This is a genomic window from Cupriavidus mimosae (assembly GCF_023952485.1).
Classification (GTDB): domain Bacteria; phylum Pseudomonadota; class Gammaproteobacteria; order Burkholderiales; family Burkholderiaceae; genus Cupriavidus; species Cupriavidus taiwanensis_C.
The window spans coordinates 336,127-356,403 of record NZ_JALHRY010000001.1; the positions used below are offsets into that span (position 1 = coordinate 336,127).

General features: G+C 71.2%; 17 protein-coding genes. 9 read left to right on the top strand and 8 right to left on the bottom strand.

What is annotated here, in order from left to right; translation table 11 throughout:
- Positions 1–225: 225 nt before the first annotated feature.
- Genes MKD50_RS01485 through MKD50_RS01495 form a run of 3 tightly spaced genes read left to right on the top strand, consistent with a single transcriptional unit; the run spans position 226 to position 5,054 of the window.
- A complete protein-coding gene (locus tag MKD50_RS01485) occupies positions 226–951 on the top strand; it encodes a response regulator transcription factor (protein WP_018006383.1) in 726 nt (241 codons plus the stop codon).
- Positions 944–2,635, top strand: a complete 1,692-nt coding sequence (locus MKD50_RS01490) for a FecR family protein (protein ID WP_252666158.1) — start codon at positions 944–946, stop codon at positions 2,633–2,635. The genes MKD50_RS01485 and MKD50_RS01490 overlap by 8 nt, the downstream gene beginning before the upstream one ends.
- Positions 2,613–5,054: a CHASE2 domain-containing protein gene (locus tag MKD50_RS01495; protein WP_252666159.1), complete on the top strand. Its 2,442-nt coding sequence runs from the start codon at positions 2,613–2,615 to the stop codon at positions 5,052–5,054. Before MKD50_RS01490 ends, MKD50_RS01495 begins: the two co-directional genes overlap by 23 nt.
- Before the next feature lie 226 nt (positions 5,055–5,280).
- On the opposite strand, the gene MKD50_RS01500 is transcribed toward MKD50_RS01495, so the two are convergent.
- Positions 5,281–6,678, bottom strand: a complete 1,398-nt coding sequence (locus MKD50_RS01500; protein ID WP_252666160.1) for a heavy metal sensor histidine kinase — start codon at positions 6,676–6,678, stop codon at positions 5,281–5,283.
- Complete coding sequence (locus tag MKD50_RS01505) at positions 6,675–7,400, bottom strand: heavy metal response regulator transcription factor (RefSeq protein ID WP_252666161.1); 726 nt, start codon at positions 7,398–7,400, stop codon at positions 6,675–6,677. Before MKD50_RS01505 ends, MKD50_RS01500 begins: the two co-directional genes overlap by 4 nt.
- A gap of 179 nt (positions 7,401–7,579) precedes the next feature.
- On the opposite strand from MKD50_RS01505, the gene MKD50_RS01510 reads away from it, so the two are divergent.
- From MKD50_RS01510 to copD, 4 genes are read left to right on the top strand one after another with little or no spacing between them, the layout of a single operon-like run.
- Entirely contained in the window at positions 7,580–9,475 is a 1,896-nt protein-coding gene (locus MKD50_RS01510) for a copper resistance system multicopper oxidase (protein WP_371925260.1), read from the top strand.
- A 26-nt stretch (positions 9,476–9,501) separates the two neighbouring features.
- Positions 9,502–10,497: a copper resistance protein B gene (locus MKD50_RS01515; protein WP_252666164.1), complete on the top strand. Its 996-nt coding sequence runs from the start codon at positions 9,502–9,504 to the stop codon at positions 10,495–10,497.
- Between the two features lie 49 nt (positions 10,498–10,546).
- Positions 10,547–10,933, top strand: a complete 387-nt coding sequence (copC, locus tag MKD50_RS01520; RefSeq protein ID WP_305882063.1) for a copper homeostasis periplasmic binding protein CopC — start codon at positions 10,547–10,549, stop codon at positions 10,931–10,933.
- Positions 10,934–11,872, top strand: a complete 939-nt coding sequence (copD, locus tag MKD50_RS01525; RefSeq protein WP_252666165.1) for a copper homeostasis membrane protein CopD — start codon at positions 10,934–10,936, stop codon at positions 11,870–11,872.
- A 60-nt stretch (positions 11,873–11,932) separates the two neighbouring features.
- On the opposite strand, the gene MKD50_RS01530 is transcribed toward copD, so the two are convergent.
- The 3 genes from MKD50_RS01530 to MKD50_RS01540 form a co-directional block, all read right to left on the bottom strand.
- Positions 11,933–12,445 (bottom strand): DUF6644 family protein, encoded by a 513-nt coding sequence (locus MKD50_RS01530; protein ID WP_240071123.1) that lies wholly within the window; start codon positions 12,443–12,445, stop codon positions 11,933–11,935.
- Positions 12,446–12,458: 13 nt separating this feature from the next.
- The gene (locus tag MKD50_RS01535) at positions 12,459–12,839 is read right to left on the bottom strand and encodes a DUF6152 family protein (protein WP_252666166.1); all 381 of its coding nucleotides are present in this window, start codon (positions 12,837–12,839) and stop codon (positions 12,459–12,461) included.
- Between the two features lie 81 nt (positions 12,840–12,920).
- On the bottom strand, positions 12,921–14,255 hold the full coding sequence (locus tag MKD50_RS01540) for a tetratricopeptide repeat protein (RefSeq protein ID WP_115701995.1): 1,335 nt from the start codon (positions 14,253–14,255) through the stop codon (positions 12,921–12,923).
- A 208-nt stretch (positions 14,256–14,463) separates the two neighbouring features.
- Between MKD50_RS01540 and MKD50_RS01545 the strand changes: the two genes are divergently transcribed.
- On the top strand, positions 14,464–14,916 hold the full coding sequence (locus tag MKD50_RS01545; protein WP_240071120.1) for an FKBP-type peptidyl-prolyl cis-trans isomerase: 453 nt from the start codon (positions 14,464–14,466) through the stop codon (positions 14,914–14,916).
- Here the strand turns inward: MKD50_RS01545 and MKD50_RS01550 are convergent.
- Both MKD50_RS01550 and hpnN read right to left on the bottom strand, forming a co-directional pair.
- Entirely contained in the window at positions 14,913–15,728 is an 816-nt protein-coding gene (locus MKD50_RS01550; protein ID WP_252666167.1) for an MlaA family lipoprotein, read from the bottom strand. The genes MKD50_RS01545 and MKD50_RS01550 overlap by 4 nt on opposite strands.
- A gap of 36 nt (positions 15,729–15,764) precedes the next feature.
- On the bottom strand, positions 15,765–18,401 hold the full coding sequence (gene hpnN, locus MKD50_RS01555) for a hopanoid transporter HpnN (RefSeq protein WP_252666168.1): 2,637 nt from the start codon (positions 18,399–18,401) through the stop codon (positions 15,765–15,767).
- 188 nt (positions 18,402–18,589) lie between these two features.
- On the opposite strand from hpnN, the gene MKD50_RS01560 reads away from it, so the two are divergent.
- Positions 18,590–19,234 carry an MlaC/ttg2D family ABC transporter substrate-binding protein gene (locus tag MKD50_RS01560; protein WP_252666169.1) on the top strand — a complete coding sequence of 215 codons (645 nt, stop codon included), beginning with the start codon at positions 18,590–18,592 and terminating at the stop codon, positions 19,232–19,234.
- 26 nt (positions 19,235–19,260) lie between these two features.
- Here MKD50_RS01560 and MKD50_RS01565 read toward each other — a convergent pair whose 3' ends face one another.
- Positions 19,261–20,277: a lysylphosphatidylglycerol synthase domain-containing protein gene (locus MKD50_RS01565; protein ID WP_240071119.1), complete on the bottom strand. Its 1,017-nt coding sequence runs from the start codon at positions 20,275–20,277 to the stop codon at positions 19,261–19,263.

The window sequence follows — 20,277 nt, forward strand, 5'->3', positions numbered from 1 at the left end:
GCGATGGTGCCCGCCGCACCCCTCGTCGGGGCGTCTCGACGGAATGGGCCGCGATTGGGTAACATGGCGGCAGCCGGCGGGCTTCGGCCTGGCCCGCCGGTTCAGATCGACGGCCGCGCCCCCTTGCCAGGGTGAAATACAAAGAATGACTTGCCGGCCGGGCCGTCGACACGCCGTGGCAGAGACCGCAGTTGCAGTCGGAAGCTGGCAGAAGGGTGTAGAGGTATGCGAATTGCATCCGTGGAGGATGATCCGGATCAGGCCGAACTGATCCGGCAGATTTTGGGCGAAGCCGGTTTCGAATGCGAATCCTTCGCCAACGGCGCCGACTTGCTGCGCGCACTGCGCGAGCGCGCCTACGACCTGCTGCTGGTCGACTGGCAACTGCCGGGCACCAGCGGCTATGAACTGGTCAGTTGGGTGCGGCAGAAGTCCGGCAACATGCCGCCGATCCTGTTCGTCACCAGCCGCACCGCCGAAGCCGATATCGTCGACGGGCTGACGGTGGGCGCCGACGACTACATGCTCAAGCCCATCCGCGCCGGCGAGCTGGTCGCGCGCGTGCGCTCGCTGCTGCGCCGCGCCTATCCGGAGGCCGCGCAGGAAGTCGAGCTGATCCGGCGCGGCAACTATACCGTCGATACCCACGCGCGCACCATCACCGTCGGCGGCGAAGCCGCGGTGCTGTCGCCGCGCGAATATGAGCTGGCGCTGTTCCTGTTTCGCAATACCGGGCGCCTGCTGGCGCGCGAGGTGATGGAGCAGGCGGTGTGGGGCCGCGCCATGGGGGCGGGCTCGCGCACGCTCGACACGCATATCTCCCGCTTGCGCCTGAAGCTGGCGCTGCGACCCGAGAACGGCGTGCGGCTGACCTCGGTGTATTCGCACGGCTATCGTTTCGAAGAGATTTCCGCGGCCGAGGCGCAGGCGGACGAGGACCGCGATGCGTAGGGTCGTGCGCGGTATCGCGCTGGCCCTGCTGGCCGGTGCGGCAGTGCCCGCGCAGGCCGGGCCCGCGGGCGCGCAGGGCGCCGACTTTATCTACGTGGTGGAACCGGGCGATACGCTGATCGGGCTGGCCTCGCGCTACATGGCCTCGGAACAGGGCTGGCGCACGCTGCAGCGCCTGAACGGCGTGGCCGATCCGTACCGGCTGGTGCCGGGGTCGCGCGTGCGCATCCCGCTGAGCCAGATCCCGGAGCAGGCGGCGTCGGCGCGCGTGGTTTACGTGAGCGGCGCGGTGCGCGCCAACGGCCGGCCGGTGCAGGTCGGCATGACCCTGGACGAAGCGGCGCGTATCGAGACCCCGGCCGGCGCTTCGGCCACGCTGGAGCTGCCGGACCGCACCCGCGTCACCTTGCCGCCCGGCACCACGGTGGCGGTGAACCGGCTGCGCACCTTTGCGCGCAGCGGCCTGGTCGATACCGTGATCCGCATCGACAAGGGCGCGGCCGAGACCCGCGTGGCGCCCGAGGGCGGCGGTGTCGGCCGCTTCGAGATGCATACGCCGATGATGGTGACCGGCGTGCGCGGCACCCGTTATCGCGTTTCGGCCGACGCGGGCGGCAGCCGCAGCGAGGTGCTGCAAGGCCGTGTCGGCGTCAGCGCCGCGCGCGCAAGCACGGCAGCGGCAGCGGTACCGGAGCGCGCGATGACCGCGGCCGCGTCGCTCGAGGCCGGCTATGGCATCGGCGTGTCGGCGGGCGGAAAGCTGTCGCGGCCGGTGGCGCTGCTGCCGGCGCCGGTCTTGCTGCCGCCGAATGAAACCGTGCTGGGGCCCTCGTTCGAGGCGGCCTGGCAACCAGTGCCGGGCGCCGTGGGCTACCGCGTGCGGGTGGCGCGCGATGCGGCGCTGAGCGAACTGGTCTGGACCGGCACCGCCAGCGGCGCCGGTGCCGCCCGGGTGCGTGTCGACGGCCTGCCGGAAGGCACGCTGTACCTGAGCGTCAGCGCCATCGACCGGCACCAGCTGACCGGCCATGACGCGCAGGCGCCGGTCTCGGTGCGGCTCAACCCGCCGGCACCGTTCACGCAGCAGCCTGCCGCGGAGGCGGTGCGCTATGCCGATGCCGTGAGTTTCGAATGGGCCACGGTGCCGGGCGCGGCCAGCTACGAGCTGGCGCTCGCCACTGATGCCGCCTTTACCCGCGACGCCGCCGTCCACGCCGCCGCCGCGTCGCCCGCCGCGCAGGCGCTGGCGCCGGGCCGCTGGTGGTGGCGCGTGCGCAGTGTCGATGCGGCGCGCCTGCCGGGCCCGTGGTCGGACGCGGTGCCGTTCCGCGTCGAGCCCAAGCCGCCGGTGCCCACCCTGCAGGACGACGGCGGCGCGCTGCACATCGGCTGGCCCGATGGCGGCGGCGGCCCCGGCTACCGGGTGCAGCTGGCGGCCGATGCGGGCTTTGCCACGCTGCTGGCGGACGAACACACCGCCACCAACGCCATCGACCTGCCGCGCCCCGCGCCGGGCGTCTATTTCATCCGCGTGGCGCGCGCCGCGCCGGGCGTGGCGCCTGACCCGGCCGCGTTCTCGGCGCCGCAGCGCATCGAAGTCATCGCCATGCTGCGCGACGGGCAGGGCGGCGCAATCGGTTCGGGCGACCGGCCGGACGGCGGTGGCCGCATCCGGCTCCGCTGACGCAGCCGGCCCGCGCGCCGCGCGCGCCTTCGGCCAGCGCACGCTGGTCGAATGGTGCCTGCTGGCGGCCGCGGTGCTGGCGCTGGTGATGCTGGCGGCGCGCCAGGGCTGGACCGAACGCGCCGACCTGGCCGCCTACGACATCGCCATCGGCGCCCAGCATCATCCCGCCCGCAACGACATCGTCATCGTCGGCATCGACGACGCCAGCATCACCGCCATCGGCCGCTGGCCGTGGCGCCGCGCGGTGCTGGCGCAGCTGATCGAACGCATCGCCGCCGGCGGCCCGCGCGTGATCGGCGTCGACGTGATCCTGTCCGAGCGCGATACCAGATATCCGCAAGACGACGCCGTGCTGGCGCGCAGCATGGCGCTGGCCGGCAACGTGGTGCTGCCGGTGCTGGCCGAGCCCGGCCCCGCCGGCATGCTGGTGCGCTACCCGCTGGCCGGACTGGGCGCCGCCGTTGGCCATATCAACATGGTGGTCGATACCGATGGCGTGGCGCGCCAGGTCTATCTGCGCGAAGGCCCGCACCCGGTCGCCGCCGCCGGCGTGCCGCACCTGGGCGCGGTGATGGCTGGCTTCGGCCGCGCGGGCGCGCTGCCCCAGGGCGTGCGCCACGAGCCCGCCGTGGTCACCGAAGCCAATGGCTGGGAACGCAGCGGCCGCCTGCGCATCCCCTACGCCGGCCCGCCCGGCACCTTTGCCCGCGTGTCGGTGCGCGACGTGCTCGAAGCCCGCATCGATCCGGCCGGGTTTGCCGGCAAGGCGGTGCTGATCGGCGCGCTCGCCACCGGCATGGGCGACGTACTGCCGACGCCGGTCTCGCGCGATGGCCGCGGCATGAGCGGCGTCGAGATCCTGGCCAACACGGTGCAGGCAGTGAGCGACGGCGATGCCATTGTCGCGGTGTCGCCGGCATGGCACGCCGGCGGCACGCTGCTGGCGGTGCTGCTGGCCGCGCTGGCGGCGCTGCGGCTGCCGCCGCGCGGTGCGCTGGTGGTCACGGGGCTGCTGCTGGCGGGCCTGCTGCTGGGGTCGCTGGCGCTGCTGGCGCTGGCGCGGCTATGGTTCGCGCCGGCCGCCGCGGTGCTGGGCTGCGTGCTGTTCTATCCGTTGTGGAGCTGGCTGCGCCAGGAAGCGGCGCTGCGTTTCCTGAGCGACGAGCTGGCGCGGCTGGAGCGCGAGCCCGGCGTGATGCCCGCGCCGCGCCACCCCGGCGCCACGCTCGACAGCCGCATGCGCGCGGTCTATGGCGTCAGCGCGCAGTTGCGCGGCCTGCGCCGGTTCCTCTCCGACGGGATCGAAAGCCTGCCCGATGCCACCGCCATCTGCGACCTGGACGGCGGCGTGCTGCTGGCCAACCGGCGCTGCGTGGCGCTGGCCCCGGCGGTGCTGGCGCGCTTACCGGAAGGGCCGGTGGAGCCGGGCCTGCCGCGTCCCGGCATCCGCGCGCTGATCGAGGCGGTGTGCCCGGCGCCGGCACCGGCGCTGGCCTACTGGCAGGCGCTGCACGATCGCTACGCCGGTGCGCCCGTCATGCCGGCGCCGGTGCCCGAGGGTGGCATCGAAGTGTCCGGGCGCGGCGACCGCCGCTACCTGCTGCATGGCGCGCCGCTGCATGGCGAATCCGGCGCCGCGGCCGGCCTGATCGTCAGCGTGGTCGACATCACCGCGATCCGCCTGGCGGAGCGCCAGCGCGAGCAGATGCTGCGCTTCCTGTCGCACGACATGCGCTCGCCGCAGGCGTCGATCCTGGCACTGATCGAACTGGAAGAGCGCCGCGCGCATCAGGCGGGCACCAGCGGCACCAGCCCGGGCGATGCCACCGCAAACAGCGGCGTGCTGGCCCGCATCGGCGCGCATGCGCGCCGCACGCTGACGCTGGCCGACGATTTCATCAGCGTCGCGCGCGCGGAGTCGAAGGCGCTGGCGTTCATGGAGGTGGAACTCGGCGGGCTGGTGCTCGACGCCACCGACCAGTTATGGGCGCTGGCCAAGGCGCGCGAGGTGTCCTTGCAGATCGACCTGCCCGACGACCCCGCGGTGCTGCTGGGCGAACCCGCGTTGCTGGTGCGCGCCATCGCCAACCTGGTCAGCAATGCGATCAAGTTCAGCCCCGCGGGCGCGACCGTAACGGTGTCGCTGACGCGCGCGCCGGAGCGCTTCGTGGTAGCCGTGCAGGACCATGGGCCGGGCATTGCCGAGGCCGACCAGGCCCGGCTGTTCGAGCCGTTTGCGCGGCTGCACGAAGGCCAGCAGGGCGCGCCGGAAGGGACCGGGCTGGGCCTGGTGCTGGTGCGCGCCGTCGCCGAGCGGCATGGCGGCCGGGCCAGCGTGCGCAGCCAGCCCGGCATGGGTGCCGTGTTCCGCATCGAGCTGCCGTTTTCCGCGAGCTCGCCGCCTGCCTCGGTATGACGTGATCGCGGCCCGGGACGCGTTTCAGGGCACTGCCTGTTACGGCCGCCGACACAATTGTTGGCAGTCGCAAACGGGGGATTTGCGTAGCATCGGAGCACCGCTGGAGCCGCATCCGGTGGTCTTCACGCCCACGCCAGCTCCCCCACGGCTGTAACTGGCGTGGGCGGCTTTTTTTGCCCCAGGCCCAAGCCCCGCGAGACCAGGCGCGAAACCAGGCGCGAAACTAGGCGCGGAACGTCAGGGTAAAGCGCGTCTTGCCCGCCTCCGACGACACGCCGATGGCGCCACCGTGCGCGGCCACGATGGCCTGCGTGATCGCCAGCCCCAGCCCCAGTCCCGCGCCATCCGACTCGGGCCGCGCGCGCGACTTGTCGGCGCGGAAGAAGCGGTCGAACAGCGCCGGCAGCAACTCCGGCCGGATGGTCTCGCCTTCGTTCTCGACCACCACCTGCACCGCGTCGGCACCCGGCGTGATCTCCACCCAGATGCCCTTGCCCGCGGGGGTATGCCGCAGCGCATTCGACAACAGGTTGCTGAGCGCCCGGCGCAGCATCAGCCGGTCGCCGGTGATGCGGCCGCGGCCGCGCAGCGTGAGCCGCACGCCCTTGTCCTCGGCAAGCGCATCGTAAAAATCGAATAGCGCCTGGACTTCATCCGCCACCTCGATCGGTTCCGCGCTGGGCAGCATGATGCCGTGCTCGGTCTTGGCCAGGTACAGCATGTCCGAGACCATGCGCGACAGCCGCTGCAGCTCTTCCACGTTGGAGGCCAGCACGTCGCGGTAGCGCGCGGCATCGCGCGGCTGCGACAGCACCACCTGGGTCTGCGTCATCAGGTTGGTGATCGGCGTGCGCAGTTCGTGCGCCAGGTCCGATGAGAATTCCGAAAGGCGGGCGAAGTCGCGCTGCAAGCGCTCCAGCATCGCGTTGAGGGTGGCGGCCAAGTCGGCCATTTCCACCGGCACGGTCTCGACCGGCATGCGCTCGTCCAGCTTGTGCGCGGTGACGATGCGTGCGCGCGAGGCCATGGTGCGCAGCGGCGACAGCCCGCGGCGCGCCGCCCACCAGCCCAGCAGCCCGCTCGCCAGCGCCGCCAGCATGCCGTAGAAGGCCAGCGTGTTGCGGAACGCGTGCAGGAAGTGGTCATGCAGCGCCGTGTCCATGCCGACCAGCACCTGCAGCGCGCCCGGCTGGCCGCCCGACTGTGCACCAGCATGCGCCAGCGCCAGCTGCGCGCGCAGGCCGCGGTAGGTCTGGCCCTGCTGTTCCCAGGCAAAGGCGTCGTTTGCTGCCGGCGCCTGCGCGGCGGCGGCGAGCGCCGGGCGAAAGTCGAAATCCCGCGTGGCGTAGAGGCGCTTGCCCTCGGCGCCACGCACTTCGGCGACGAAGCCGGCATGGTGTTCCAGCGCCGGCCCCAGCCGTTGCGGCAGTGACGCCGCCGGGCCGTCGGCGGCGATCTTCTCGATCAGCCGCACGTTGTCGGCCAGCACCGCGTAGTCCTCGTCGGCGAAATGATCGTCGATCGCCAGCCAGATCAGCACGCCCAGCCCCAGCAGCACCGCCGCCGACGACAGCGAGAACAGGATGGTGAGCCGTGCCGTCAACGACAGCCCGGGTTTCATGTGGCCTGCCCTTCGTTTGCCGGCGGCGTGCCTGCTTCGTCGGCGGCTTCGGGCGCCTCCAGCACATAGCCCATGCCGCGCACGGTCTGGATCAGGCGGGCCTCGAAGCCGTCGTCGATCTTGGCGCGCAGGCGCCGGATCGCGACGTCGATGACATTGCTGTCGCTGTCAAAGTTCATGTCCCACACCTGCGAGGCGATCAGCGAGCGCGGCAGCACCTCGCCGCGGCGGCGCGCCAGCAGCTCCAGCAGCGCGAACTCCTTGCTGGTCAGCGTGATGCGGCGCCCGGCGCGCGTGGCGCGGCGGCGGGTCAGGTCCAGCACCAGGTCGGCCACCTGGATGCGGTCCAGCGTCATCTGCGCGCTGCCGCGGCGCAGCAGCGTGCGCACGCGCGCCAGCAGTTCGGAGAAGGCGAACGGCTTGACCAGGTAGTCGTCGGCACCCAGCTCCAGCCCCTTGACGCGGTCGGCCACGCTGTCGCGCGCGGTCAGGAACAGCACCGGCACCGGGTTCTGCCCCGCGCGCAGCGCCTGCACGATGCGCCAGCCGTCCACGTCCGGCAGCATCACGTCCAGGATGATCAGGTCGTAGGGCTCGGTCATGGCCAGGTGCTGGCCGTCCAGCCCGTTGCGCACCAGGTCGACGACGAAGCCCGCCTCGGTCAGCCCCTGGCGCAGGTATTCGCCGGTCTTGGATTCGTCCTCCACCACAAGCAGTTTCATCAGCGCTTTCCTTATGCGATCGGGCCGGCCAACCGCTCCCTATTACGGCCAGCCAACTCTACGCCGGCGTTGCCGGCGCCAACATGACCGCAAGATTACCGGATTGTCATGTTCCGGTCAGACCTCGGTAGGGTGGCGCTGGCTACGCTTGGCGTGCCAACTAACCAAACCGACGTGACATGCGACGCCATCCAAGCCCCGGCCGCCCAGCGCTGCCTCTTTTGCTGCCCGACCCGCTCTGCGGATTGCCTGATCTCCGGCGCCGCCGCTGCGTGCAGGGGCTGGCCGCCGGCGGCGTGGTGGCCGGCCTGGCCGGGTTTGGCGGCAGCGCCTGGGCGCAGCATGCGGGGCACGGCGGCGGCGCGCGCGAGGGACAGCCCGCCCCCGCGGGCAGCGGTGCCGGCCCGGTGCTGCGCGGCACCGAGTTCGACCTGGTGATCGGCGAGTCGCTGGTCAACTACACCGGCAAGCCGGCCATCGCCACCACCATCAACGGCATGCTGCCCGGCCCGACGCTGCGCTGGCGCGAGGGCGACACCGTCACCATCCGCGTGACCAACCGCCTGCGCGAGGCCACTTCGATCCACTGGCACGGCATCATCCTGCCTTACCAGATGGACGGCGTGCCCGGCATCAGTTTCCCGGGCATCCCGCCCGGCGAGACCTTTACCTACCGCTTCAAGGTCACGCAGACCGGCAGCTACTGGTATCACTCGCACTCCGGCTTCCAGGAGATGACCGGCGTGTACGGCGGCATCGTCATCGATCCGGCTTCCGGGCACGAGCGCGCGCACGCCGACCGCGACCATACCGTGCTGCTGTCGGACTGGACCGACGAAGACCCGATGCGGGTGCTGAACAAGCTCAAGATCCAGGGCGACTACTACAACTACAACCAGCCCACGGTGGTCGACTTCTTCCGCGACGTCTCGCGCGACGGCCTGAAGCAGGCGCTGGACAAGCGCCGCATGTGGAACCAGATGCGGATGAGCCCGACCGACCTGGCGGACCTGTCCAGCGCCACCCTGACCCACCTGGCCAACGGCGTCACGCCGGCGGGCAACTGGACCGGCCTGTTCCGCCGCGGCGAGACCGTGCGCCTGCGCTTTATCAACGGTTCGGGCAACACCTTCTACGACGTGCGCATCCCCGGCCTCAGGCTGCGCGTGGTGCAGGTCGACGGCCAGGACATCGAACCCGTCACCGTCGACGAATTCCGCTTCGGTCCCGGCGAGACCTGCGACGCCATCGTGACGCCGCAGGACGACGCCTACACCCTGTTCGCGCAATCGATGGACCGCACCGGCTATGCGCGCGGCACGCTGGCGGTGCGAGAAGGCCTGTCGGCGCCGGTGCCCGCGCTGGACCGGGCCGAATGGCTGAGCATGACCGACATGATGGGCGCGATGACCGGCCACGGCGGCCATGGAGGAGATGGCGGCCACGGTGCTCACGCCGGCCATGGCGCGATGCCGATGGCGGGCATGGACCACGCCGGCATGGACCACAGCCAGCACGCGATGGCGCCCCCCGATGCGCTGCGGGTGCCCAGCAAGACCGCACGGCATGCCCGCACCGAATACGGCGCCAGCACCGACATGCGCGTCGACATGGCCCGCACCAACCTCGACGACCCTGGCATCGGCCTGCGCAACAACGGCAGGCGCGTGCTGACGCTGGCCGACCAGCACACCGTCGGCGGGGCCATGGATGCACGCGGGCCGGGGCGCGAGGTCGAACTGCACCTGACCGGCAATATGGAGCGCTATACGTGGTCGTTCGACGGGGTCGAGTTCGGCAAGTCCACGCCGATCTACTTCAAGCATGGCGAACGGCTGCGCGTGATCCTGCACAACGACACCATGATGACCCACCCCATGCACCTGCACGGCATGTGGAGCGAGCTGGAGGCGCCCGACGGCAGCTTCCAGGCGCGGCGCCACACCATCCCGGTGCAGCCGGCGCAGCGCATCAGCTTCCTGGTCACGGCCGATGCCCTGGGACGCTGGGCCTGGCATTGCCACCTGATGCTGCATATGGATGCGGGCATGTTCCGCGAAGTGGTGGTGGCGTGATGAAGCAAGCTGAACTCACGATTTTTATGCCCGGATACAAGAAGACCATGCTGGCCGCGGCGCTGGCGCTGGGCGCCATGAGCGCAGCCTTTGCGCAGGACCCGCATGCCGGCCATGCGCACGGCCACGGTCAACAGGCCGCGCCTGCCGCGGTGCAGGCTATGGACCATAGCCAGATGCAAGGCATGGACCAGCCGGAGATCCAGACCATGGACGGCGCCAATGCGCCGCCGCAAGAGTCGGCCCCCGCGATGGACCATGGCGACATGAAGATGCAGGGCGGCAGCGCACCGCCCGACGCGCGCGACCCGCACGCCTATTCCGGCGGCTACCAGCTCGGCGTTGGCCAGTACGCGCTCGGCGACAAGCGCCAGCTGGTCATGGCCGACGAGCACCTGTTCGCCTCGGTGCTGGTCGACCGCCTGGAATGGGCCCATGCCAACGGCCACAATGCCGCCGCCTACGAGGCGCAGGCATGGTTCGGCAACAGCTTCGACAAGCTGGTGCTCAAGGCCGAGGGCGAGGCCTCCGGGGGCAAGCTGCACGAAGCGCGCACCGAGCTGCTGTGGGGCCACGCCGTGGCCAGCTACTGGGACACCCAGCTGGGCCTGCGCAACGACGCCGGCAGCGGGCGCCCGGCGCGCAACTGGCTGGCGTTCGGCGTGCAGGGGCTGGCGCCGTACTGGTTCGAGGTCGATGCCACCGCCTATGTCGGCACCAGCGGCCGCACCGCGCTGCGGCTGTCGGCGGAGTATGAACTGCTGCTGACGCAGCGCCTGATCCTGCAGCCGCGCATCGAGGCCAACCTCTATGGCAAGAACGACCCCGAAGTGGGCATCGGCAGCGGCTTGTCCAACGGCACCGTGGGGCTGCGGCTGCGCTATGAGTTCAGCCGGCAGTTCGCCCCGTATATCGGCGTCGAGCGCTACCAGAGCTTCGGCAATACCGCGGACATGATCCGCAGCGCCGGCGGCAAGTCGGGCGAAACGCGCTTCGTCGCCGGCGTCCGCGTCTGGTTCTGACGCGGTCGCCCGCACCATCCCACTTCTACATCCCTCAGCGGAGACCATCATGCATGCCAATCGCCCCCTGATCCACGCCATGATTGCGGCCACTGCCGCGCTGGCCAGCAGCCTTGCCTTCGCGCATCCGAAACTGGAAGCGTCGACGCCCGCCGACAAGGCCGAGGTGCCGGCGCCGCAGAAGATCGAGCTGCGCTTCTCCGAGAACCTCGTCACGCAGTTTTCCGGCGCCAACCTGGTGATGACCGGGATGCCGGGCATGGCCAACCATGCGCCGATGAAGATGGCCGCGAAGGTCTCGGGCAGCGATGACCCCAAGACCATGGTCATCACCCCCACGCAGCCGCTGCCGCCGGGCAGCTACCGGGTGGACTGGCGCGCGGTGTCTTCCGACACCCATCCCGTCAACGGCAACGTCACGTTCACGGTGAAGTAATTGGCGCAGCCGCAATGGCTGGCCGCCGGGCTGCGCCTGGCTCTTTATCTCGACCTCGCCCTGGTGTTCGGCCTGCCGCTGTTCTGCCTCTACGCACTGAAACGGGACCAACGCGCCGGCCGCTTCGCGCGCCGTTGCCGGGCGCTGGCAATTGGTGGCGCCGGCGTGGGCATCGCGCTGTCGCTGCTGGCCTTGGTCGAGATGGCGCGTGCCATGACGGGCGCGTCGGACTATGCCGCGCTGCAGGCCCATGTGCTGGCGATGATCGTTACCGGGACCGATTTCGGCGTGGCCTGGTGCGTGCGCGTGGCGGCGCTGCTGTTGTTCGTGCGGGCCGGCATGGACCTGCGCCGCTTGCGCGCGCCCTGCGCCGTGCTGGCCGCGTATGGCGGCGTGGCGCTGGCCACGCTGGCGTGGGGCGGGCATGGCGCGATGCACGACGGCGCGGTGCGCTACCTGCACCTGGCCTCGGACGTGATCCACCTGCTCGCCGCGGGCGCATGGGTGGGAGCGCTGGCGGCGTTCCTGCTGCTGGCATGGCCCGGGTCGACGCCGCACGGCGAGGCCCTTGCGCTGCTGAGCCGCAGTGCCAACGGCTTCGCGCGCATCGGTACCCGCATCGTGGCCCTGCTGGTGATTACCGGCGTGCTCAATTACTGGCTCATCGTCGGGCCGGTGCTGCCGGAATTTGCGCCGATGTCCTATGGCGGGCTGCTGGCGGCCAAGCTTGCGCTGTTTGCCACCATGCTCGGGCTGGCGGCGGCGAACCGGTTTGCGCTGGCGCCGCGGCTGGAAGCGGCGGCGCGCACCGGCGAGCGGGGCCCGGCGCTGCAGGCAGTCCAGGCGCTGCGGCGCAGCCTGCTGCTGGAAGCCGGCACCGCCGCGCTGGTGCTGGCGCTGGTGGCGGTGCTGGGCATGCAGTCGCCGACGCCGGCATGACTGCCGCGGGCTGGCACTCGCGGCATGGGCCAGCCAATGCTTGCGTGCCGGCGTGCCGCTTCAGACATAAGCGATCAGCCGTCCGGCGCAGATCACCAGCAGCCAGGCGGCAATGGACAGGATGGCGTTCAGGCGGGCGCCGGCAGGCGGCGGGGCGTCGGCGTCCCAGCCGCGTTCACGGTCATGCAGGCTGCGGCTGGGCCCGGCGTGGAACCACAACACGTTGGCGAGCGCCAGCGCGATCAGCCCCAGCTTGGCGAGGAACGCGGGGTTGGCGGCCAGTTCGTCGGCATGGGCCACGAACAGCAGCACGCCGCTGGCCGCGACGGCGATGAAGGCGCCGACGGTGAAGGGCAGTGCATGGCGCAGCAGCAGGCTGACCGGCAGCCGCCGGCCCAGCCCCGCCAGCCGCATGTCGACCACGACGATGGAGCCGAACAGCAGCGCCATGCCGGCGAGGTGGACGATCTCCACCGCGGGATAGGCCCACGCCGAACTGCGCAGCGCGGTCGCGAATGGCAGCCGCGCCAGCGTGCTGGCCCATTCCGTCCACGCGGTGAAGAGCGCCGGCATGCGGCGTGCCGGCTCAGCGCAGCTCGACCGTCTTGCCGTCCATGGTGATGCGCTCGGCGCGCAGTTCGTCCCGTTTTTCCTTGCTGGCGTAGCCGACCAGCGTGACTTCGCGGCCCACCGCGACCTTGTCCGAGGTCGCGCCGCGCGCTTCCATGCGCGACACGGGGGCCAGCACCGCCAGCCAGCGCTTGCCGCCGGCGTCGATGCGGATATGCGCGTGCGGGTTCTCGTAATGGCTTTCGACGATCTTGCCGGTCAGCGTCATGGGTTTGGTCTCGTCATAGGTGGACCAGCCGTGGTGGGCGAGGGCCGGCACGGCCGCCATGGCCAGGGCGACCGTGCCAAGGATGGGGCGTAGCAGGGCGGGACGGAACAGGGCGCGGATGCTGGGCATGGGGGTCTCCGGTCAGGACAGGTGCAGTATAGGCGCCCATTTCCGTCCTTGCGGCCCCTGCCCGCCGCGCCGGCCAGCGCCTTAGGGTTGTGCGCGGCAGGTGTCGGCGCGCTGCACCAGCCGGCGCAGGCTCGCGCTGACGGGCTTGAGCGCCGCGCGCTCGGCGGTGAGGGCGAGCGCCAGGTTGCCACTGCCGCTGCGCAGCGCCGCTTCGAGCAGGGTCAGGCCGATCACGTCGCGCTGCGCGTGGCTGCCGCCAAAGCGATGGGCCACCAGGCGCACCGGCAGCAGCAGTTCGATGGCGGTGGCGTAATCGCCCTGCGCGAACGCGATCAGCGCATCGGCCACCGGCAGCCCCACCTCGCGCGACATCATCGCGTTGGTGCCGTTGCCCAGCGCGGCCCGCTCCAGCGCGGCGCGCACCTGGTCGGCCGCGGCGGGGCGCTGCGCGCCCAGGCTGGCCATGACCGCATGCACGTCGTTGAAGGCGTAATAGCCGGCCGCGCCGCGGCCGAGCCAGTCATCCGCTACTGCATGCCAGCGCCGGCCCACGTCCACGCCGCGCAGGTGCAGCCGCCACAGCAGCGCGGAGGCATCGACCAGGTCCAGCGCGATCGCCGGCGCGGGCCGGCTGATGGCGCGGTCGTACAGCGCCATTACCTCGTCGGTGCGGTCGTCTTCCAGCAGGAACAGCGCCAGGTGCCACCAGTTATGCACCGCCAGCATGTTGTCGTCGGCCCAGTCCTGGCGGCGGCCTTCCAGCCAGGCAATGCCGTCGGCCAGCCGGCCCTGCATCTCCATCACGTGTGCCACCGCGTGCACGGCCCACGGATCGCGCGGCTGGCATTCCAGCGCGCGCCGTCCGGCTTCCTCGGCACGCTCGTAGAGCTGGGTCTCTTCCAGGCCGAACGCGTGCATGCCGAGCACGAAGCCGTAACCGGGCATGCCCGCATCCCAGTGCGGCAGCGCCTGCGCCACGCGGTCGCGCAGCATGGTCGACTGGCCCAGCAGGAAGTCGCCCAGGTGCGCGGTCTGCAGCGCCAGCAGGTCGCGTGGATAATCAATCACGATGTCGCCATAGCAGCGCACGGCGCGCTCGAAATCGCCGTCGAGCCAGGCGCGCGCCGCGGCGATATGGCGGCGCTCGCGCTCGTTGGCGCGGGCGTGCAGGGCCTCGCCGGCCTCGACGCTCTGGCGCAGCATGGGCTCGGCGGTGCCGTCGCCCGAGGTGACCATCAGCGCGGCGCGCAGCGCGTGGCCCATGGCAAAGCCGGGGTCGTCGGCCAGCGCCGCGTCGATCACGGCGAGCGGGTCGCCGTAGTAGCCGTTCAGCAGACGCAGGGCGGTCTCGTACTGCGCCACCGATCGCGTGTTCAAGGTCGAGACCGCGAGGTCCCTGGAATCCGTCAGTGCCATGACCGTCTCCGTGCGCCCGCACGGCAGCGGGCTGTCACGAACCATCGTAGACGGCAAAACGCCCGGTGTAACGGGCGCGGCGCGGTGCGGCGCACCATGCCTGCGGGCGGCGCGGCCGCGGTGCCCGATATGCCGCCGCCGCCATACCGGCGGCGCGCGTCGGTTAAACTGCCGCATCCCCAATCACGACCTCGAGAGCAGGCCTTCCATGAAAACACTCGCGCTTTTCCTTGGCACCCTGACCCTTGCCGGCGCCGCCTGCGCTGCCGGGCCGGCCGCTTCGGCGCCTGCCGCCTCCGCTGCCCCTGCCGCTCCTGCCGCGGCGCCGCAGACGCTGGCGTCGGGCATGACCATCCAGCACCTGATCAAGGGCACCGGCGCCTCGCCCAAGGCCACCGACACGGTACAGGTGCACTACCGCGGCACGCTCGCGGACGGCACCGAATTCGACAGCTCGTACAAGCGCGGCCAGCCGATCTCGTTCCCGCTCAACCGCGTGATCCCGTGCTGGACCGAGGGCGTGCAGGCCATGCAGGTGGGCGGCAAGGCGCGCCTGACCTGCCCGGCGGGCACCGCTTACGGCGCGCGCGGCGTGCCGGGTACGATCCCGCCGAACGCCACGCTGACCTTCGAAGTGGTGCTGCTGGGTATCGGCAGCTAAGCGCCTCGGCGCGGCGCCTGCGGCTGCGCGGGCGCCGGCGTGCCGGCGGGTGCTGCCGGTGCTGCCGGTGCTGCCGGCGCCGGTTCCGCGCCAACGTCCTCGTCATCCCCGTAGTCCGGCAACGCGGTGTTCTCGCCGAGCAGGTAGCGCCGCCGCTGCAGGTACGCGTCGCGCACAAAGGCGTACTTGTCCAGCGCCGCCAGCTTGAGCAGGTCGGTCGCGCCCAGCAGGTTGGTGCGCACGTCGACCACGTTCATCCCGTACACCGAGTTGCGCACCGCCGGCTCGGCATAGGTGGTGGGATCGAACCAGAAATTCACATACAGGCCCGCGCCGTCGCGGAAAGAGCTGGGGCCGAACAGCGGCAGCACCAGGTAGGGCCCTGGCGGCACCCCCCACGTGCCCAGCGTCAGCCCGAAGTCCTGCGAGTGCTTCGGCAGCCCTGCCGGCGTGGCGATATCGATCAGCCCACCCAGGCCCAGCACGGAATTCATCGCTACCCGCATAAAGCTCTCCGCCGCCGCCACGCCCTTGCCCTGCAGCAGGTTGTTGGCAAGGTTGCCGATGTCCGCGAGGTTCGAATAGAAATTGCTGACCGCCGCGCGCACCGGCTCCGGCGTGACCGCCTTGTAGCCTTTGGCCACCGGTTCAGCGACATACTGGTCCAGCTTGTCGTTGACGGTGAAGATGGCGCGGTTCATCGGCTCCAGCGGATCGGCCGGACTGGCTCGCGGGCCGGTGGCGCAGCCCGCGAGCACGGCTGCGGCGATGGCGCTCGTGGCGAGCGTCGGAAAGCGAAGCGGAACAGGCATCGAGGCAGACAGGATCGGTCGCGCGAGAAGAGCGGTTCAGGGCCGGGCCGGCTGCTCCGGCTCGTGATGGCTGCCCTCGCGCGGACGGCCCATCAGGATCGGCTGGAAGAAGACCGCGCCGACCAGCGTGCAGGCCAGTGCCAGCGCCAGCAGCTTGCCCATGCTGGCGGTGCCGGGATGCTGCGACAGCCACAGGCTGCCAAAGGCGACCGCGGTGGTGGCGGCGCTGTACAGCACGGCGTGGGTCAGGCTGGACTGCAGCAGCTGGGTCTTGCCGTGCCGCCAGGCAATCACGTAGTAGATCTTGAACGCGACGCCCACGCCCAGCAGCAGCGGCAGCGCGATCACGTTGGCGAAGTTCAGCGCAATGCCGAACACCACGCACAGTTCCAGCGTGACGACGGCCGACACCAGCAGGGGGATCAGCGTGCGCAGCACGTCGCCGAAGCGGCGCAGCGTGATCCACAGCAGGATGGTGATCGACAGCACCGCCCAGGCCCCCGCCTGCGCAAACGCGGTCATGATGGTATCGGCCGAGCCGCGGATCGAAATCGGTCCGCCGGTGGCGGCGGGCGCCACGCGCTGCACCGCGGCGATAAAGCGTGCCAGCGCGGCTTCGCGCTGTGCGCTGGCCGGCGGCGGCAGCTTCGGGCTGAGGTTGACCAGCGCGCGCCCGTCCGGGGCGATCCAGTCGCGCACCAGCTCGGGCGGCAGCGTCTGCTGGCTGACCGCCTGCGGCGTCAGCGCCAGCTTCAGCCTGGCCAGTGCCAGCTGCAGCGGCAGGGCGATGGCGCGCTCGGCGCGGTCACGCATGGGCGCATCGGCGCTGGCCAGCTTTTTCAGCGTGGCGGAAAGGTGCGCCGCTTCGGCGGCGCCAGGACCGGGATGTTCGTCGGCGGCGATGGCCAGTTGCCGCGCGGCATTGCGCAGCGCATTGACGCGCGCGCCGTCGGTGGCGGGCGCCGCGGGGGCTTGAGTCAGCGCCGGCATCAGCGCGGCCGAGGCCGCCGCGATGGCCTGCAGCTTGGGCGGCTGGTTGTCGGGAATAAAGCTCTGCAGCGTGACCGCGCGCGCCACTTCGGGCAGCGCCGCGAGCTGGCCCGCCAGCGCGTGCGCGGCCGGCAGCGATGGCGCCAGCACGCTGACATCGTCGGTGCCGGCCTGCGGCGCGTCCTGCAGCGCCAGCAGCGTGGCCATCGATTCGGACTGCGGGTCCTTCAGGTGTAGCGGGTCGAAGTCGAAGCGCAGGTGCGGCAGCAGCGGTGCGCCTGCGAGGATGGCGAGCAGCGTCACCAGCAGCACCGGCTTGCGGTAGCGGTCGAAGAAGCGGTCCGCCGGCGCCAGCCAGGCAAAACCCGGCGACGCGGATTCGCCGCCGGGCCTGAGCACCGCGATCAGCGCCGGCAGCAGCGTGAAGGTGGTGGCGAACGCCACCACCATGCCGACGCCGGCGATCAGGCCCAGCTCGGCCACGCCGCGGTAGTCGGTGGGCAGGAAGCAGAAAAACGCCGCCGCCGTGGCCGCGGCGGCCAGCGCCAGCGGCGCGCCCACGGCGCGCGCGGCCAGGCCCAGCGCATCGACGATATGGTCGCGGCCATGGCGCTCGGCGCGGTAGCGCACGCCGAACTGGATGCCGAAGTCCACGCCCAGCCCGACGAACAGCACCGCGAAGGCCACCGAGATCATGTTCAGCGCGCCCACCATGGCCAGCCCCAGCGCGGCGGTGATCAGCAGTCCGGCGAACAGGCTCGCCAGCACCGCCACGATCAGCCGCGCCGAACGCAGCGCCAGCCACAGGATCAGCACCACTGCCAGCACCGTCAGCACGCCGTTGAGCACGGCGCCATCGCTGACCGAGGCAAATTCATCGTCGGCCAGCGCCTGCGGCCCGGTCAGGCGCACCGAGGCCTGGTAGCGCTGCGCCAGCTGCAGTTCGTCCGCGGCGTGGCGGATCGCGCGCGCCGCCGCGGCGCCGGCTTTGAGGTCGCTGTAGTCGAGCACGGGGCTGAGCGCGACATAGCGGTAGACCTGGCCGTCGGGGCCGGGTTTGAGGCTGTCGTCGAGCAGCCCCGCCCACGACAGCGCGGCGGGCTTGCCGGCCAGCACCTGGTCCAGTGTGCGCGCGCTGCTGCCCATCAGCCCGGCCATGTCGCCCAGCTTGACCTGCCCCATCTGCAGCGGCAGCGCCAGCGTGGTGGTGAGTACATCGGACAGGCCGCGCAGCGTCGGATCGTGTGCCAGGGCGTTGACCAGCGGGCGCGCCTGCGTCAGTTGCTGCGTCAGCTGGTTGACTTCATCGGTGCCGGCGAACAGCAGGCCGTTGCGCGCAAAGAAGGCGCCGCCGCCGGGCTGGCTGACTGCGGTGAAACGCGCCGGCTGCCGGCGCAAGGTTTCGGCCAGCGCATCGGCGGCGGCATCGGCCAGCTCCGCGGCCGGCGCCTGCACCACCGCCAGGATCATCTGGCCGCGCTGCGGAAAGGCCCTGGCGATGGCCTCGTCGCGCTGGGCCCAGGGCGCGTCGGAATCCAGCAGGCGGCCGATGTCGGTGTTGATGGCAAAGTTGCGGGCCACGTAGACGCCGCTGGCTGCCGTCAGCAGTGCCGCCAGCAGGATGACGCGCCACGGCCAGGCGGTGGCAAGCCGGACGATGCGTGTCAGCAGCGAGGTCAGCATGGACGGATCCGGAAGGAGCACGAACCGCGAGTATATCGGCTGGCGCCGTGCCGCATGCGCCATGCTGCGCCGGCGCGGCCGCGATGCGTGCCGATCCGCTATACACTGTCAGCCGGTGCCGGCCGGGGCGTCATATAGCGCGGCGTCACCGCCGCACCGACTTCCGTCATTTCCCCGCTCTTGCATCCATGACGATTCACCGTTTGCTTTCCGTGGCGCCGCTTGCGGCGATGGCCATGGCATCCGTCGTGCACGCCCAGGCAGTCCAGCCCGGCGACCTGCGCGCCAGCCCCGAGCGGCTGGTGCAGGCCGCGGTGGAAGGCGTGATCGGCACCATCCAGTCGCAGCCGGCGACCCGCGCCGGCGATCTCGGCAAGATCACCGCGGTCGTGCAGCAGCAATTCCTGCCCTACACCGATTTCCAGGGCACCACGCGGCTGGCGCTGGGCGGCGCCTGGCGCACGGCCACGCCGGAGCAGCAGCAACAGCTGTACGAGCAGTTCCAGACCCTGCTGGTGCGCAGCTATGCGGTCTCGCTGGCGCAACTGCGCGAGCAGAACGTCAGGTTCCGCTACCAGCCGGCCAAAGCCGCCAGCGGCGCCGCCGACGTGGTGGTGCAGACGCGCGTGATCAACAATGCCGACGAAATGCAGATCGACTACCGCCTGCAGCGCACCGCGACCGGCTGGAAAATCTATGACATCAACATGATGGGGGCGTGGCTGATCGAGGTGTACCGCAAGCAGTTTGCCGACATCGTCGCGCGCAACGGGGTCGACGGGCTGGTGAAGTACCTGACCACCCACAACGCGCGCCAGGCGTCGGAGATCTGAACCACCTTTGCGGACGCGGCCGCACGCTAGCGCGCGGGCTGTCCGCCATCGTTGCTGCTATCGCCGCCGCGTCGCCAGCGGCGCAGTTCCACCCACTGCCATGACAGCAGCGCCGGCACCCCGAACAGGATCTCGCGCGCGCGCCTGACCAGCGCCAGCGCCAGCGCCACCTCCGCGCTCATCCCCAGCACCTGGCCCAGCAGCATCACCACCGCTTCCTGCACGCCCAGCCCGGCCGGCACGAAGAACGCCACGTGGCGCGCGGCCTGCGTCAGCGACTCGATCGCCAGCGCCTGCCAGAACGGGACCGGATGGCCCAGCAGCCACAGCGCCAGCCAGATCTCCAGCGTGCCGCTGAGCAGCCCGGCCAGTTGCCAGCACAAGGCCTTGGCCAGTTCGCGGTGGCGCCGGTTGAGCGCGCGGATATGCGCGTCCAGGCGCGCGCCGTCGATCAGCGCGACGACGCGGTGGTCGGCGCCGAACAGCCGGCGCGCGGCGCCTTCCAGCTTCTCGAACAAGGCGGCGTGGCGCAGCGACAGCGCGAACAGCACCGGCACCGGCAGCGACAGCAGCAGGCCGGCCAGGATGATCCACGCGCCGGCGCGCTGCTGCAGCGCGGCCACCAGCATCAGCACGCCGCTGGCGGCGAACAGGTATTGCGAAAACATCGTCACCATCACTTCGACCACCACGCTGGCGGTGACGGCGGTGGTGTCGTGGATGCGCAGCCGCGTCAGGCGGATGCCGACCAGCTCGCCGCCCACGCCCACGGTGGGCAGCAGGCGGCCCACCGCTTCGCGCACCGCGGCGACCCACCACAGGAAACCGACCCCGGCACGCTCATCGGGATCGGCGGAGGTCAGCAGCACGCGCCAGCCCTGCGCGTCGAGCAGCAGCGGCAGCGCGTGCAGCGGCACCAGCAGCAACAGGGGCCAGCCGCCCCGGGCCATCACGGCGGCGATATCGCCGGCGCCCTGGTGGATCACCAGCGCGGTCAGCGCCAGCAGCCCGAGCAGTCCGGTCAGGTAGGCCAGGCGTTTCAT